The organism is Chloroflexus islandicus (genome assembly GCF_001650695.1).
GTDB lineage: Bacteria > Chloroflexota > Chloroflexia > Chloroflexales > Chloroflexaceae > Chloroflexus > Chloroflexus islandicus.
On sequence record NZ_LWQS01000071.1, the window covers coordinates 1 to 16,373 of the forward strand.

General features: G+C 58.5%; 13 protein-coding genes and 1 tRNA gene. 9 read left to right on the forward strand and 5 right to left on the reverse strand.

All coding sequences use genetic code 11. From position 1 onward, the window contains the following. The first annotated feature begins 126 nt into the window (after window positions 1-126). A tRNA-Met gene (locus A6A03_RS14015) sits at window positions 127-201 on the forward strand. Between the two features lie 77 nt (window positions 202-278). Here the strand turns inward: A6A03_RS14015 and pgsA are convergent. Further along, window positions 279-881, reverse strand: a complete 603-nt coding sequence (gene pgsA / locus A6A03_RS14020; protein ID WP_066789573.1) for a CDP-diacylglycerol--glycerol-3-phosphate 3-phosphatidyltransferase — start codon at window positions 879-881, stop codon at window positions 279-281. Window positions 882-1,280: 399 nt separating this feature from the next. On the opposite strand from pgsA, the gene A6A03_RS14025 reads away from it, so the two are divergent. The 6 genes from A6A03_RS14025 to A6A03_RS14050 are packed head-to-tail and all read left to right on the forward strand — an operon-like array spanning window position 1,281 to window position 8,650. Then, window positions 1,281-3,218, forward strand: coding sequence for a histidine kinase N-terminal 7TM domain-containing protein (locus A6A03_RS14025; protein ID WP_066789575.1), 1,938 nt, complete (start codon window positions 1,281-1,283; stop codon window positions 3,216-3,218). After that, complete coding sequence (locus A6A03_RS14030; RefSeq protein ID WP_066789577.1) at window positions 3,187-3,561, forward strand: response regulator; 375 nt, start codon at window positions 3,187-3,189, stop codon at window positions 3,559-3,561. The genes A6A03_RS14025 and A6A03_RS14030 overlap by 32 nt, the downstream gene beginning before the upstream one ends. A 51-nt stretch (window positions 3,562-3,612) precedes the next feature. Continuing rightward, on the forward strand, window positions 3,613-6,495 hold the full coding sequence (locus tag A6A03_RS14035) for an ATP-binding protein (protein ID WP_066789580.1): 2,883 nt from the start codon (window positions 3,613-3,615) through the stop codon (window positions 6,493-6,495). Then, window positions 6,488-6,856, forward strand: coding sequence for a histidine kinase (locus A6A03_RS20905; RefSeq protein WP_245668995.1), 369 nt, complete (start codon window positions 6,488-6,490; stop codon window positions 6,854-6,856). Before A6A03_RS14035 ends, A6A03_RS20905 begins: the two co-directional genes overlap by 8 nt. Then, the gene (locus A6A03_RS20180; RefSeq protein ID WP_245668996.1) at window positions 6,841-8,055 is read left to right on the forward strand and encodes a GGDEF domain-containing response regulator; all 1,215 of its coding nucleotides are present in this window, start codon (window positions 6,841-6,843) and stop codon (window positions 8,053-8,055) included. The genes A6A03_RS20905 and A6A03_RS20180 overlap by 16 nt, the downstream gene beginning before the upstream one ends. A 1-nt stretch (window position 8,056) precedes the next feature. Then, window positions 8,057-8,650, forward strand: coding sequence for an ATP-dependent Clp protease proteolytic subunit (locus tag A6A03_RS14050; protein WP_066789584.1), 594 nt, complete (start codon window positions 8,057-8,059; stop codon window positions 8,648-8,650). Here the strand turns inward: A6A03_RS14050 and A6A03_RS14055 are convergent. Further along, the gene (locus A6A03_RS14055; protein WP_082908977.1) at window positions 8,568-9,695 is read right to left on the reverse strand and encodes an alpha/beta hydrolase; all 1,128 of its coding nucleotides are present in this window, start codon (window positions 9,693-9,695) and stop codon (window positions 8,568-8,570) included. The two genes, A6A03_RS14050 and A6A03_RS14055, sit on opposite strands and share 83 nt — an antisense overlap. A 9-nt stretch (window positions 9,696-9,704) precedes the next feature. Here A6A03_RS14055 and mnmE point away from each other — a divergent pair, with 9 nt between their 5' ends. Beyond that, window positions 9,705-11,063, forward strand: coding sequence for a tRNA uridine-5-carboxymethylaminomethyl(34) synthesis GTPase MnmE (gene mnmE / locus A6A03_RS14060; protein WP_066789586.1), 1,359 nt, complete (start codon window positions 9,705-9,707; stop codon window positions 11,061-11,063). A gap of 54 nt (window positions 11,064-11,117) precedes the next feature. After that, entirely contained in the window at window positions 11,118-12,320 is a 1,203-nt protein-coding gene (locus tag A6A03_RS14065) for a phosphoglycerate kinase (protein WP_066789588.1), read from the forward strand. A gap of 92 nt (window positions 12,321-12,412) precedes the next feature. Here the strand turns inward: A6A03_RS14065 and A6A03_RS14070 are convergent, their stop codons facing one another. The 3 genes from A6A03_RS14070 to A6A03_RS14080 form a co-directional block, all read right to left on the reverse strand. Next, window positions 12,413-13,762 carry a golvesin C-terminal-like domain-containing protein gene (locus A6A03_RS14070; protein WP_066789590.1) on the reverse strand — a complete coding sequence of 450 codons (1,350 nt, stop codon included), beginning with the start codon at window positions 13,760-13,762 and terminating at the stop codon, window positions 12,413-12,415. Window positions 13,763-14,025: 263 nt separating this feature from the next. Beyond that, on the reverse strand, window positions 14,026-15,195 hold the full coding sequence (locus tag A6A03_RS14075; protein ID WP_066789592.1) for a DUF3048 domain-containing protein: 1,170 nt from the start codon (window positions 15,193-15,195) through the stop codon (window positions 14,026-14,028). 236 nt (window positions 15,196-15,431) lie between these two features. Beyond that, window positions 15,432-16,316 carry a CAP domain-containing protein gene (locus A6A03_RS14080; RefSeq protein ID WP_066789594.1) on the reverse strand — a complete coding sequence of 295 codons (885 nt, stop codon included), beginning with the start codon at window positions 16,314-16,316 and terminating at the stop codon, window positions 15,432-15,434. Between the last annotated feature and the right edge of the window lie 57 nt (window positions 16,317-16,373).

The following is a 16,373-nucleotide window of genomic DNA, read 5'->3' on the forward strand; positions in this document are numbered from 1 at the left end:
TCCCGAACCGGGTCGTGAAACGTCGCAGCGCCGATCCTACTGGCGGCTCTCCGCTGGGAACCTAGGTCCACGCACCCTCCCGATGCGCGGGGGAGCTGTCGCGAGGCAGTTCCCCCGTTTGTCTGCCGCGGCGTGGAGCAGTGGCAGCTCGTCGGGCTCATAACCCGAAGGTCGCAGGTTCGAATCCTGCCGCCGCTACCACCAGCACCATCACCCCCGCTAGCGCAGCTAGCGGGGGTGATGTGGTTTTTGGTGGGCATTGTATCTGCACGGAGACGCTATCGTTCTGAGGGGCGGGGAGACCAGCCCCGGCGCAGCAGCGGCCACGCTTGCCAGAGGTATTCGATCCCGGAACCAATCGTCCAGATGAGAGCGAGCGCCATCGGGACGGGCCAGAGATTGAGGAGTGGGATCAGCAAGCCACCGGCGAGCAGTCCGAGGAAGCCGCCAGTTTCGGCGTGGGCGGCAAGGAGGCGCCAGATTAGGGCCACGACTGTAATTACGAGCTTCTGCTTGCCAAAGCGACGGGCTGAAATAACGACCCCTTCGGCAGCGGCAAATGAACGGAGACCGGAGACGACAAATTCGCGCACAATGATTGCAAGGGCAACCCATGATGGCAGTAACCCAACCTCAATCATAGGGATAAGGACGCCGGCAACGAAGATCTTGTCGCTAATCGTATCGATAAAAATGCCAAGGGGTGAAACTACCTTCAGATGGCGAGCCAGCCGTCCGTCGGCCATATCGCTCAATGCCATCAACAACAGCAAAAATGCCGCGCCAAGATAGGCGGTTGGCGTTGCCACCAGCACCAGCCACGCCAGAATCGGCGTCGCAATGATGCGGAAAAGGCCCAGCAGATTGGGAAGCTGTCGCATGGTTTCCTACTCGGATCTACGCCTTACTCTGCACTTCGATTATAGCACACCGGGTCTCTGATATCTTATTGACATAATTTTAGAAAGTAAATCCCTTGCTACCTGCCATGGTATAATTCAGATCAATCATCATGACTGGCAAACAACGTCGCTCAGCGCGCCAAACGGTTCGTCGCCGAAAACCGATCGTAACGGAGCGACTATTGCCAACGTGAAGGTGAGTAAGGAGCGATACCGCTGCTTGGAGAAGAGACGTTGCACTGCAACGTCTTTACCTTCCGTATAAGGATGTGAGTGCGTGACCCGATACCACCTCATTGGCTACTCTATGCAGGTCATCATTGTTGCGATAGAAATTTGTACTCTGTGGTAGTTGCATGAACTGCGACGCATACCGATATGGTCACTCTGCTTGAACGCATCAATGAAGTACTGTTTGCCGCAGTATTGATTGTCAGCTTTTCATTGTTAGCCTACATTGTGCTGCAAAACTGGCGCAGCGATATTGTGCGCGCGCTTGGGGTCTTGTTGGCTGGCGTCATCATTGCCTACAGCGGTGATTTACTACTGGCCCGTGCGCAACGTCCGGAGACGGTTGAATTTTTGGGCAGGGCGCAATGGTTAGGGATTGTCTTGGTTCCGGCGGGTTACATTCACTTTGCGAATGCCTTGTTAGCGTTTGGGAATGCCAATACCCTTGCCCAACGCTGGCGGCGCAGCGTGTATCTCGCCTATCTAGGCAGTATTATCATCTTTCTCCTTGTTGCTCTTGGCACGAATTTAGTGATTCACACCGGGATGCCAAGCGGCCCCGTCGCCCAATTTCAAGCTGGGCCATTGTTTTGGTTTTACGTCGTCTTCTTTGTCGTGGCGGCGGCAACTGCGTTGATCGCCATCCTGACTGTGCGTCGTTCGGCGCTAACGCCATCGCAACGCCGGCGGTTGAGTTATCTGAGCGCGACCTTTGCCGCGCCCGGGATTGGCGTCTTCCCATTTTTGTTAGTTGCCTCGCCGAGCGCTGCACCAATCAGCCTAATACTTGCGTTACAGGCGATTGCCAGTGTCATCGTGATCGTGATGGTCACGATTATGACGTATTCAGTAGCGTTTCAGGGTATGCTTATTCCTGAGCGGCTGATCAAGCAAGATTTTGTCCGGTGGTGGTTATACGGCCCCTTTGTCGGTATTACCACGATTCTATTTATCCAGGCCGTGCCGGTCATCGCTCAGCAACTTGGCTTGCCGCCAGAGACGCTCATCACTTTTGGGGTGATGGTGATGACGGTCTTAATGCCGATCTTTGTGACGCAGGCCAAACCATACCTTGACGCTCTGATCTATCGCCAAGACCATTCTGAGATCGACTATTTGCGCAACTTGCCGCGCAATATGTTTACCCGAGCCGATCTGCGAGCGTTGCTCGAAAACTCACTCGTCGCGATCTGTAACCCCTTGGGGGTGAAAACAGGCTTTGTAATTGCGCCGGGGGAAGACGGATTTAGCATCAAAGCCTTATGGGGATCGCGCCGTGAAGTGCGCCGGTTTGTAACCGAGCATCCAATTGCCAACCTGATTCCGCAGCTTGATGCGATGCCGTATGATGCCAGCGCTAGCCTTGATAGCGGATCGTTTGTGGTGATCGGGTCGTTTTGCTTATTGCCGTTGCGCAGTCCTGATGGCGTCTTTCTGGGTGCAATCGGGCTTGAGGCCACGCCCGAACAATTGCAACGCAACGGCGGGATGTCTACCGAGATGCGGCGCATGGTGACCGGGTTGGCCCACCAAATCGAGTTAGCCCTGACGACGGCGCAGATGCAGCGGCAAATTTTTGATGCGCTGCGCGGGTTAGCGCCAGAAATGCAGTCGTTGCAACAACTCAGTTCACGCTTAGAGCAAGCGACCCCGAGCACCTTAAACGCGATCGAGGATGACATCGTGCTCCACCCCGATTTTCCGCAACTGGTCAAAGATGCGTTAACGCAATTTTGGGGCGGGCCGAAACTGGCCGACAGCCCATTGCTTGGCTTGCGCAGTGTGCGGCGGGTGCTCGCCGAGCAAGGCGGCAGCCCGACCAAGGCCTTGCAGGCCGTCTTGCGGCAAGCGATCGCGAATTTGCGACCTGATGATCAGATTGATCCTTCGGCGCAGGAGTGGCTATTGTACAATCTGCTAGAAGGGCGATTTTTGCGCCGGCAGACGGTGCGCGATGTCGCTCATCGGCTCGCGATGAGCGAGTCGGACTTTTACCGGAAGCAGCGAATTGCGATTGAAGAGGTCGCGCGCCAAATCTTGTTGATGGAAGAACATGAGTACGAAAATTCTACTGGCCGAAGATGAGCCCGATCTACAACTAATCACGCGCATGGCGCTCGAAGATGCGAACTATACCGTTGTTATCGCGAATAATGGTTTTGAAGCGTTGGAGCAACTTGCCCGTCAGACCGTTGATCTCTTGTTGATCGATGTCATGATGCCGCAGATGGATGGATTAGAGCTGTGCCAGCGGTTACAGCACCATCCGGTTTGGCGCCAGATCCCGATCGTCTTGCTTACGGCTAGCCCCAGAGTGCGGGAGCTTCCGCAACACTTGCCGCCTTCAGTGCGCGGTTGGGTTGAAAAACCGTTTAATGTATTTGCACTGGTCGAGAAAGTCGAATCCGTGCTCGCCGGCGAGTGTTGATACGTGCATGCTTCCATACATCCTAGCATTCATACGAAGGTGTAAGCTGTCGTGGAATTGTCTGATCGATCAGCCCTTCTAGCCATCCTATGCCGGCAGATGTATCGCGCCCCATCGCGCGAGGTCGTGTGGCAGGTATTGCTTGATGGCGCGCGCAGCCTTGCTATGGCGAGGGTGGCGTTGATCTATCAGCTTGGGCCTGAAAGTGATCAATTGCAACGTTTTAACGATCAGGCTGATCCGGTAGCAGGCGTGACTCCGCAACAGATTAGCATTCCCCACTACTTGATGCATGATTTGCGGTTGTTGCGGCAACCACTGCTCTTTACGCCCGATCGCCAATCAACCCCGCTGGCCTTGGCGTTGACCAATGCGATCTGGCCTGAACAGCCGCCAACGCAGATTGTGATCTTGCCGCTCGTAGCCAATGGCGCGTTGCAGGGCTTGTGCATCTGTGGATGGGAGGCGCAGATCGCCCATGAATACATCGGCGTATTGCAATTTCTCGCCGATGATGCCATTTATGCCCAGACGCGGTTTGATCAGGTTGACGGTCTGCATGAGCCTGAACCGCTGCCAGTTGATGTCTTTGTCGATCTGGCTTTGCTCTACACCCATACTCCCGATCAACTGGTTGGGGTTGCGCTCGAGCAACTGGTGAGCGCAGTTGGCGCCGCAGCCGGTGCGCTCTATCTCTACCATGATGAGACCAGCCAGCTTGAGTTAAAGACGGTGACGACCAGCGCATCGTTGCCAGCTTTCGCGACCGTATTCCACCAGTTATGGCAACACGAGCTTGGCCAGCAGATGCAAGCGTTGGCCGCGTCATTGCTCGAGTCAGCCGAGGAAATCGCTTATCTGCCAACAGATTCTTCACCATCACCGGTATCTGAGACATTACACGCATTTCTGCGTTCGCATGCCATTACTGGTGTGGTTTCACTAGCTATCGTAGCCGGTGGATGGCAGGCTGGCGTTGTGCAATTAGCGCCGTGGCCAAGCAATCGTTTCAGTGAACGGCAGATACAGTGGCTGCGCCTATTGGCGCGGCAAATTGGTGCAGCAATTGAGCATACCCGGCTTTTTGATCATTTGCGGATCGAGCTTGATCGGGCGCAGGCTGTCGTAGAAACGACCAACGATGGCATTATTATGATTGACCGTCAGCGCCGGGTCGTGATGGTCAATCGACGAGCTTGCTATTTCTTTGGCGTGGCCGAGCACGATCTTAAGGGCCGGTCGTATGATGACCTGTTGCTCATCTTTGGCCGTGTCTTTGCCAATAGTACCCGCTTAACGTTCTGGTTGGGGCAACTGCTAGGTTCAGAAACCGACCGCGCCTATGAAGAGTTTCAAGTGATTTGGCCAGAGGCGCGCCGCTTGCACTGCTTCTCAGCGCCAGTGATTGACCGGCGTGAGCAGTATTTAGGACGAATCTTGATCTTCCGTGATGTGACGCGCGAGCGTGAAGTTGAGCGCCTGAAAGACGAGTTTGTCTCAACCGTATCGCATGAATTGCGAACGCCATTGAGTAGCATTCAGGGGTCACTGCAACTAGTGTTAGGCGACGCCACGCGGGGCAAGCCCGGGCTTGCTCCTGATCTCGCCGCGCCGGTACGTTCAATGCTCCAAGTGTCGCTGGCGAATACCGAACGTCTCATCCGGTTGGTGAACGATATTCTCGATATTGCGAAGATCGAGCAGGGACGGTTGCAGTTGCAGCCGAAACCGATCGCGCCGATCGAGATCTGCCGGAGCGCCATGGAAGAACTGCGAGCGTTCGCGCGCCAGTATGGCGTGACTATTTCGCTGAATGTGCCGCCCAATTTGCCATTGGTGGAGGTCGATCGCGATCGGATTGTGCAGGTGGTGATCAACCTGTTGTCGAACGCGATCAAGTTTTCACCGCAAGGGCAGCAGGTGCTGCTGAGCGCTATCCACGAGCAGAACGTCGTGCGCTTTAGCGTGCGCGATTGGGGCCCCGGCATTGCCCGCGCCGATCAGATGCGATTGTTTCAGAAGTTTCACCAGCTTGATCAATCGATCAGTCGCGAAAGAAGCGGTTCTGGATTGGGGTTGGCTATCTCGAAAGAGTTAGTTGAATTACACGGCGGCAAGATTTGGGTCGATAGTGATCTTGGCCGGGGAAGTACGTTCAGTTTTACGGTGCCGGTAGCGAAAGTGCAGCCGCAACCGGTGGAAGGCCAACTCCCGCTGATTGTCGTTGCCGACGGTGCCCATCCGTGGGTCGCTAAGCTATGCGCTGCGCTGGAAGCCGATCCAAACTGGCACGTGATCCAGATGCAGGCGCGTGACATTAACGTCGCTGCGCCAGCACGCCAGCCGGCATGTCTGGTGCTCATCGACTCTGGCGATCTCGATGAGCGAGTCAATCAAATTCGCGCACTTCCGCTCTACCGGATTGTGCCGATGATCGTGATCAGTGATGCGCCGGGGGCAAGCCGCCTGCGTGATGCCAGTGTCTTGCCGGTTCATAGCCCGATCGAAGACATTATTGCCGAAATACGCCGCCAGATTGCCGAACCGCAGCCATTGGTGCTGGTGGTTAATGATGATCCGAATGTGCGGACGGTGTTGGTGCGGATTTTGCAGCGGCATCGCATGCGGGTGTTGGCGGCGAGTGATGGGGTTGCGGCACTGGAATTAGTCCACCATTCGCGACCGCATGCGGTCTTGCTTGATCTGCGTATGCCCGGTATGGACGGCTTGGAAGTGTTGCAGCGGTTACAGGCGCAGCCAGCTACGGCCACGATCCCCGTTGTGATTTTGACCGCCAATGACTTGGGGCCTGATGCGTCAGCGCAGGCATTCAATCTTGGCGCACGCGGGTTTCTCGAGAAGCCGGTTACCGCTGAGCGTCTTATTGCCACGTTGACATCCGTTATGAAGACACGCGAGGGTGGTGATGAATAAGGCTCCTTCCGAAGTGGAAAAGTTTATCCATCAGCTTGCATCACCGCTCACGGCGTTGCAGAGCGCAGTAGACCTGCTGGTGCATCACTATGGGCAGAGCGATGATCAGCGGCTACGCACTTTGATCGGCTCGTTACAGCGATCGACGGCCCGTTTGCGCCAGTTTAGCGAACATTTAACTGGCCGGTTGCAGGTGGAGGGCAATATGATCGTTGCGCGGGTGCCAATTGAAGCGTATCAGCCGGCATCGCCGGCTGCACCGGCATCGTCGCCAGCCGTTTCAATCGGTTCAGGATTAGCAGTATTGGCGGGTGGGGCGACGCTTGACGGTTGGAGCAGGCGTTGGTGGCAGCGGGCTTAGAGGTGCAGCGTGTAACGACTGGAGCTGCCGGCCTTGACCTTGCCCGTCGCCGCCGGCCACGCTTGCTGGTAATAGCTGAGGAAATCACCGACATTGATCCGCCTACCTGTGTCCAGATTGCCCGTACCGATCCGGAGACGCGCGAGGTGGCGGCGGCGGTGGCAAGCCACCACCCATTGGTTGGTGGCAATGGCTTGTTGATCGATCTGAATCAACCGCTGCTTGATCAGGTGCAGCGCTTGTTGACCGCACATCATAGCGAGCGGGGGGTGCCACGAATTCTCTTGGTTGATGACGAACCAGAGATTCGGGTGACGCTTGGCCAACAATTGACCGATGCTGGGTTTGTGGTGGTGACGGCAGCGGATAGTGCGACAGCGGTGCAGTTGGCGACAACTCAGCATTTCGATCTCGTTGTGCTTGATCGATTGTTGCCCGATGGCGATGGTTTGCAGATATTGCATACCCTGCGCACTACGCCGGCGACGCGGTTGGTGCCTGTGGTGTTGCTGTCTGCGGTCAGCGCACTGGATGAAAAGGTGCGGAGTTTGCAATTAGGCGCCGATGACTATATCGTGAAACCGTGCAGCGCAGCAGAATTGGCAGCGCGGATCCGTTCGATTTTGCGCCGGAGTGAGCGGGATAGCAGCGTGAATCCGCTGTCGCGGTTGCCCGGTAATATCGTGATCGAACAAGTGATTCACGAGCGGCTGGCGAAACAGCAATCGTTTGCGGTGGCGTATATCGATCTCGACCATTTTAAGGGGTATAATGATCACTACGGTTTTTTTAAGGGCGATGCGGTGATTGTCCATACGGCCCGGCTTTTGGCCGACATCGTTCATTGGTATGGCGAAGCGGACGATTTTCTGGGCCATCTCGGCGGTGATGATTTTGTGTTGGTGACGACGTTGGAACGAGCGCAACGCCTTGGTCAAGCAATGATCAAACGCTTTGACGCGACGATTCCTTATTTTTATGCCGCAGAGGATCGCGAGCGGGGCTATATTTTCGGTCACGATCGGCAAGGTCGTCCGTGCCGTTATGCATTGCTCAGTGTCTCGATTGCCGTTGTGCCGGTAGCGCCATCCCAATATCAGCAACCCTACGAGATTGCGCAGCGAGCAGTTATCGTGAAGCGACAGTCAAAGACAATGACCGGCAGTTGTTTGCTGGTTGATCAATCAGAAAGAGGATGATATGCCGTCCATTCCGGTGCCAACAATTGTAGAGCGCACTAGCCGCGGTGAGCGGAGTTGGGATATTTTTTCCCGTTTGCTCAAAGAACGGGTGATTATTATCGGCGAGCCAATTGATGATGAGCTGGCCTCGTCGGTGGTGGCGCAGTTGTTGGTGTTGCAACAGCAAGACCCTGAACGTGATATCTGGATGTACATCAACAGTCCGGGTGGTGTGATCCGGGCCGGGTTGGCGATCTACGACACGATGCAGTTGGTGACTCCTGATATTTGCACGGTGTGCGTGGGCCGGGCGGCGAGCATGGCGACAGTGCTGCTCTGTGCCGGGGCGAAGGGCAAGCGGTTTGCCTTGCCGCATGCGACGATCCACTCGCATCCGGCAGGCGGCGGCGCCGAGGGGTATGCGCCGGATGTGCAGATCGCAGTCGATGAGATGCTGCGTTTGCAGCGGCTGTTGCGCGAGATTATGGCGAAACACTCCGGCCAGCCGGTCGAACGGTTAGAGGCCGATTTTAGCCGCGATTTTTACATGACCGCGTCGCAGGCGCTCGAGTACGGCTTGATTGACGCCATTCTGACCCCGCAGCAGCGGTGAGCTGCCGGCGGAACCAGTCGCTGGTCAGGGTGATGTTGGCCATATCGATCGGCAATGAGATATGGCTGGCGAACGGCAACAGATGGTATTCGGCCCAACCGGCGGCAAGCGAAGCGATTTCGGCGGCTGCCGCCGGCGGGACAATGGCATCGCGGCCTGCGTAAACCATCAGTGTAGGTGGCGGAGGTTGGCGCTGGGCTATGATTCGCAAGCTGCCGGGCACGTCGAGCGCGTCGAACAGATCCCACGTGCCGATCGTGGCCCGGATGCCGCTCGTCTGCCATGCGTTGATCACGTGATCGATGGCGCCATCGCGGAACAGATGCAGCATGCGCAGTTGCACAATGGCAATTGCTTCCCGAATCTGCACCTGACGGTATTGGCGCGCATCGAGCCGGAGTCGCGGCGGCACTTCCCACAGCGCGAGCGCATCAACTGGCGCACCGTTGGCGACAGCGCGAGCCAGCACGGCGCCGCCTAAACTCATGCCAAGTGCGCCGATCCGGCAGTAGCGTGCTTGTAGCCAAACCAGCGGATCAGCGACACTCTCAACCATCTGCGGGAACGACTGCGGGCGCGGGCTTTCGCCATGGCCGTCAAGGTCGATCAGCACGACCGCTAAGCCGCGCGCAATCAAGGCATCGACCAGCCGCCATGCGTAAAACGTTTTGTCGCAACCCGACCCATGCGTTACGAGCACGGCGGCGGCGGCGCCGCCGCGGGGCACGATGTGCAAGGCCGGCACCGGGCCATGGCGCGCGGGCAGATCGAGCCGGGTAATGTGGCGATCAGCATAGATTCCCGGTTGGAGCTGCCGGCGCGGGTTGAGTTGGCGCCGGCGCAAGGTAGCTAGGCTAAGCTGAATAATGAGCGCCGGTAGCAAGAGGGCGATGGCCGCGCGCCAACTTGCTGCCGGTAGACGCCAACTCAGCGCCGCTAGCGGGATAGCGAGCCGTTCGCTCCAGCTTAGGCCGCGCAATCCGGCCAGATTGGCGAGTGTATTGTAGAGGGTGATCAGGCGGAAGAGTGTAGCCAGCAGACGCACGGAACCTCAATGAGCGACACGATTGCAGCGATTGCGACCCCTCCCGGTGAGGGTGGCATTGGTATTATACGGCTAAGTGGGCCAGATGCTCAATCGATTGCGCTGAAGATCTTCCGTCCGGCGCGGGCGGGCCGGTTGCGCAGCCATCGGGTGCGCTATGGGCATGTGATCGGGCCTAATGGGGCAGTGATTGATGAAGCGTTACTGACCTTCATGGCCGCGCCGCACAGTTTTACCCGCGAAGACGTCGTTGAAATCTCTTGCCATGGGGGCGCGTTGCCGGTACAGCTCACGCTGGAAGCGGCCTTAGCTGCCGGCGCGCGCTTGGCCAATCCCGGCGAATTTACCATGCGCGCCTTTTTGAACGGGCGGATCGATCTGAGCCAAGCTGAGGCCACGCTCGATGTGATTCGGGCGCAGACGAGCGCGGGGTTGGCGGTGGCGCAGGCCCAACTTGGCGGGTGGCTGGCGCGGGAAGTGCGGGCAGCGCGGGCCGCCTTGCTCGAACCGCTGGCCTACATCACTGCGCTGATCGACTTCCCGGAAGAGGGGATCGAGCCGCAGGCAGTGGCTGAGCCAGTGGCGCAAGCGTTAGCGACGGTAGAGCGGTTGTTGGCTGGGGCCGATCAGGGGATGGTGATCCGCAACGGCGCGCGGGTGGCATTGGTCGGGCGGCCTAATGTCGGCAAATCGAGTTTGCTCAACGCTTTGTTGCGGGTCGAGCGGGCGATTGTGACGCCGATCCCCGGCACTACCCGCGATACGCTCGAAGAGACGGCCAATCTGGCCGGGGTGCCGGTGGTGTTGATCGACACTGCCGGCATGCGGGCCAGTGATGATCCGGTGGAACAGATTGGGGTTGAGCGGGCGCGATCGGCGTTGGCCAGCGCTGATCTGGCATTGTTAGTGTTCGATGCCCAGCAACCGTTTACCGCCGAAGATGCGGCGATGCTGTCAGCCACTGCCGAACGGCCAACCATTATTGTCTGGAACAAATGCGATGATCCGGCCAGCGCGCCGCCGCCGGCACCGGAGCATCCGCGCAGTGTGGCGGTCGTAGCCTGCTCGGCGCGTTACGGTCATGGGATCGATCACCTCGCCACCACGATTGCAGCGACGTTGCTCGGCGGCACATTACCGGCGATGGGAACCACCCATCTGGTCAGCAACCCGCGCCATCGCGCCGCCTTGCGCCGGGCGGTTGAGTTTTTGCGCGCTGCCCAAGAGACCTTAGCGACCAATGCGGCGACCGATCTGCTGGCTGCCGATCTGACCGGCGCCGCCAATGCGCTCGGCGAGATCACCGGCGAGACGGTGGGCGAAGACCTGCTCGATGTGATCTTCAGCCGGTTTTGCATCGGCAAGTAGCCACTGTGTTACAATGGCACTGTGCCGTTACACCGCGAATAAGGAGGAACGCGCATGAATAAGAAGACCATCCGCGATGTGGATTGGGCCGGGAAACGCGCGCTCGTGCGGGTTGATTTCAACGTACCGCTCGATGATCAGGGTCTGATTACCGATGACACGCGCATCCGAGCGGCGTTGCCGACGATTCGGTATCTGTTGGAACACGGCGCCAGCGTCGTGTTGATGTCACACCTTGGGCGGCCCAAAGGCAAGCCCGATCCGAAGTATAGCTTGCGTCCGGTGGTTGAGCGCTTGTTTGAGTTGCTGCCGGAAGCGACTGAGGTCAAGAAGACGGAAGCCATTACCGGCCCAGCCGCCGAAGCAGCGGTGGCTATGCTCAAGCCGGGGCAGGTACTGGTGCTGGAGAACACCCGCTTCGATCCGCGGGAAGAGAAGAATGATCCGCAGATGGCCGCCGAGCTGGCCAAGCTGGGTGACGTGTATGTCAACGATGCGTTTGGCACCGCGCACCGCGCCAATGCCAGCACCGAGGGCGTGGCGCATTATTTGCCGGCGGTGGCCGGTTTCCTGATGGAGAAAGAATTGGCCTACATCGGCGGTGCGCTGAACAATCCGCAGCGCCCGTTTGTGACCGTGATCGGTGGCGCCAAAATCAGCGATAAGATTGGCGTGATCGAGAACTTGCTCGGCAAGGTTGATGCGCTGCTGATTGGTGGCGGAATGGCCAATACCTTCTTGCTGGCGAAGGGGTTGAATCTTGGCGACTCGCTGGTGGAACCGGATAGTGTCGCAGTGGCGCAGCAACTGATGGCCAAGGCCGAAGAGCGCGGCGCGCGGCTGCTCTTGCCGGTCGATGTGGTGATCGCCGATGCGTTCAGCGCTGAGGCTCAGCGGCAGGTGGTTGATGTTAACGCCATTCCAGATGGTTGGCGGGTACTCGATATTGGGCCAAAGACGATTGAGCTGTACAGCGCCGAGATCCGGTCGGCGCGGACGGTGATCTGGAATGGCCCGATGGGGGTGTTTGAGCTGGAGCCGTTTGCTGCCGGTACGCGGGCGATTGCTCAAGCGATGGCGGAAGCTTCGGCGAACGGCGCGATCACGATTGTCGGCGGCGGTGATAGCGTCGCGGCGGTCGAGCAGGCTGGGTTGGCTGAGAAGATGTCACACGTCAGCACCGGCGGCGGCGCGTCGCTTGAGTTGCTCGAAGGGCGGGTGCTGCCCGGTGTCGCTGCATTGCAAGACGCTGAGTAAGCGAATGGCAAGGGACACGGCAGCACCGTGTCCCTTGCCCATGATGGCGGATCGGGATCAGCGGGACACGGCGTTGCCGTGTCCCGAGCGCATTATGGCACATTAGTGGTGTCAGCAATCGCAGCTTCTTCCCACGGCTCGACATTGCCGGCCCAATCGCGGGCGCGCACGCGGAAGGCGAACTGCTTGCCCTCATCGGGGCCAAACCACGCGCTCAGATCAGTTGTCTCTTTCTTCCAATCAGTCCAACCGCCATCGGGCAACAACCGTACCTGCACATCGTAGCTAGCGATACCGGTCATATCATCGTTGCCGCCCCATTTGATCGAGAAGCCGTTGCCGGCGCGCGTCATCGAAAGAATCTGGGTATTGGGCGGGGTCGTATCGCTGCGCGGTTCCCATGCAATTGCGTCGTAACGCACGGACATGCCGCGATCACCGGTGAGGTCGCTGAGGAAGACCTGCGGCACTTCGTTGCCGGGGCCGCCAAAGTAATAGGTGCCGAGTGAAGCCCACTGGCCGCTGGCTGAACGTTGGTCAAGCGTCACTTCAGTCGTCGCTCCGGCATGGCTGATCCGGTAACGGGCGCTGGTGGTAGCTGGATTGCCGCAGGTTGGGATGTAGGCTTTGACCTCATAGAAACCGGGGTTGAGGTTGGGCGCAGTCCATGCTGCGGCAGTGGTCGCTTTGGCTGGATCAGTGGTGGAATAGGTCCATTGATGCTGGCCATTCAAGCCGCACCGTTCTTCGTACCAATCCTTGCCAACCGGGTCAAACGCCGTATCAGTATTATCAATGGTGAACGCACCTTCGGGCGCGGTAACGGTTTCTTGCGCAGCATCATCGGTGAACTGGCTGGGACCAACCTCAACCGCATCACCGGGACCGGGGTCTTCGCCAAGCCAGAGGAAGGTGACGTAGACATAATCGCTACGAGTCATACCGAGGTCGTCCCAGAACGTACCATCAGCGATATCGATCCCGTTGGGGAGGGTAATCCGCCGGCCCCACTCATCGCGGCCACCGTTGTAGCCATGGAAGTAGGCTGCTTCGGCCATTGGCATACCGATCGGCAGGTCGCTGTAACGGCGGTTCGGGTTCCAATAATCGTCGCGCGTATTCCACGGCCCGACATCCCAGACGGGCACCACCACGGAACGGCCGTTGTAGGTAAGGCGAACTTTGAACTTATCGGTGCCTTTGGGTGAGAGCGCGCACCAACAGGGTAGGGCCACGAACCGGTCGCGGGGTTGGATAATGTGGCCATTAGCGGTGCGGTAGCCAACCAGACCTTCACGAGTGGCGAAGATGCGGTACGTGGGGGCGACGGGTGGCTGCTGGGACGGTGCGGTCGTCGGGGCGGCCTGTACGTGGGCGATGGCGGTCGAAAGCACGACCAGCACAGCGACAATCAAGCCGCGGCGAACGATGCTTCCTCTCATACAGTCTGTTTCCTCCTTTTATGGCGGCATTCGGCACAGTGTGCCGGGCAGACGCGGGGCAGCCGCCGCGTGGTGGGGCATGCTGGCTTGGATACACGCCACCATTACCCCGTCATGGGATAATCTGAATGTGCGTCTGCCGGGGCGCCGCTTGGTGCGCTGCAAGGCGCAATAGCGTGGTAAGCGGTAGATCTGGCAAACAGAGCCAGCGCTTTGCGGCGCCCGCCCAATCAAGCCGGAGCAACGGGCTCCGGGGTGTTGTGTTAGCGCCCGCCCTCAACCGTCAGATTGGCGAGGTCGGGAATGGCGGCGATCCAGACCGAGCCGGGTGCGAGCGGCACTTCGTTGCCATCAGCATCAACGAGGTAGAGCTGGGCATAGCCTGCCGCTTTGCGCCATGTGGCCTCGATCATGCGGCCATCGCGGAAGATGCGGGCCGGGCCTTCGCCGATCACATCCTGCTCGATGCGCCCTTTCGGATCATTCGGGATAGGCCGTTCGGGCACCTCGAGAATGACAACATTCTTGAACTGCAACTGCGCGCCGGTGGCAGCATCGACGTGCGGACGATTGCCGCGCAGATAGCGATAGCTATTCGTGGCCGGATCGTACTGCCAGCCGACGCTTGCTTCGCGGTAAATGAAGAAATAGCGTAATGCCTGTTGGGTTGGCCGTTCGGAGGGTGGCGCTTCGGGTGAATAGGTGAACCCGATCTCTGCCAAGCCTTCCACTGGCCGATCATTTGCCGCAGCAAACTGGGCGATATTGGCGCTATTGGTATACAGGTTGTGCGGCGCGCTGCGATCGCGGGTGCGGTAGAAATACCCGCTGGCATTGCCGCGCAGCGCATCCATATTGATCAATTCGATCGAGGTTTCAGCCAGTAATAAGCCTTCGGGAGAACCGCCGGCATGCACATAGACAGCGCGGAAGCCCTTGGCCCATTCGACATAATACGAGCGGGCGCTGCGGACTGGGCCGATCACCGGGACATCAGGCGAAATGCCGGGGATAAAGATCGCCATATAGCGAGTAATGCCGAACTCGGCCAACGCCTCGAACACGATGGCCGCCTTATCCATCCCGGTTTGCGGGTAGGCATTGGGATGGTTATCGTACATCACCGCAAAGGGCCGGCTCGTGACCGAACCGCGCGGCACGGCGAGCGGCGCAGTGATGGGTTCAGGAGTGGCAGTGGGCGCTGGAGTGGCGGTCGGTTCAGGGGTGGCGGTCGGTTCGGGGGTAGCGGTCGGTTCGGGCGTTGCGGTGGGCGGAAGGGTTGGCACGGCTGTTGGCTGCGGGGTGTCTGGCAGCCGGGTGGCAACATCGATAGCTGTAGGCAGTGGCGCTGGCTCATTGGCTGCTGCCGCACCACATGCGCTGATTAACAACACACTGAGCAACAGGGCTAGTGCAGAAAAGCTACTCCTCATGCATTTCTTTCCTTGTGTGCCGCAAGTCGTGGCGGAACAACGCGGGCGGCCTATTATACCATGGGTTTGGCGGGGTGCAAGTTGGGCGGTTTGGCGCAGGCACAGAGGGTTGGGATCGCTGGGCAGTGTGCGATCGGGTTGGGCCGCTTGCGCACGCTCTAGCCTGCTCTTGCTATGGAGTGCGGCAGTGAAACTGCCGCATTCCATCCTCAATCATTCGGTAGTACGGGCCATCATTAACTCCCCGTGCGGAACTGCCACGTGTAGGTAAACGGTTGCCCATCATACGATCCGCTGATCGAGACTTCGATCAGGCTATTGGCGGGCAAATTGACGGTAGGGGTGACGGCGATCCCTTTATGGCCGACCGGCAAGCTGGTGGTGCTGGTATGCGGAATGGCATTGCCGCCGACGACACGCAGATCCGTGCTGCTGATCACCGGCGTACTGCCAAAGTAGCGCCATTGCAACGTAATCGGATATTGGGTCGCCGGCACATCGGTTTGGTCAATACCGGGGTAGCGCACCGGCCAACCGGGGTAATCAGCATCAGCCCTGTAATTAAAGTAGGAGAGCACATCGAGCGCGGCGCCGTTACAGTGCCAGTTCACGTTATTCACCCGGCATTTTGCGGTGGCGGTGGTGTAAAACCCAAACCCGAAGGTGGGCGTGGTGGGGTAGAGCAGCCAGATGCGATGGCCGATCGATTTCATCCAGCTATCAACTGCGTCAGCGGGCTGCCAACTGTTGCCCCATCCAATCCACACATTGCCCTTTTGTGCGCAGATCTGGCCGGTGGGTGAGGCAAAGGGCTTGGTTGGGTCTTGGTTGTGGGTGATTTGGTTATTTTCGGCCATGTAGCGCGCATGTTCCCAGCAGTTGCTGTTGAGCTCGCTACTTTCAGTGACCGGCGGCACCCCGGCCCGCGCTCGATAGGCGTTCACCCGCTCTAACCAGTTGGAAGAGAGCGGCGGGTATGTCACCGTGCGGGTGATCAGGGGGATAAAGATAGTGCGTGGTTGATCTTGCGGCGTTTCTGATTGGGCAACGATGTTGGCCGGCAGTGACAGCAGGACAAGGAGACAGATGACGATTGGATACAAGAGCAGAGATCGACGCATAAGATGTAGCTCCCGAATTCCATTATTGATTGGCGCGATCTGTGTAGTAATGTACCA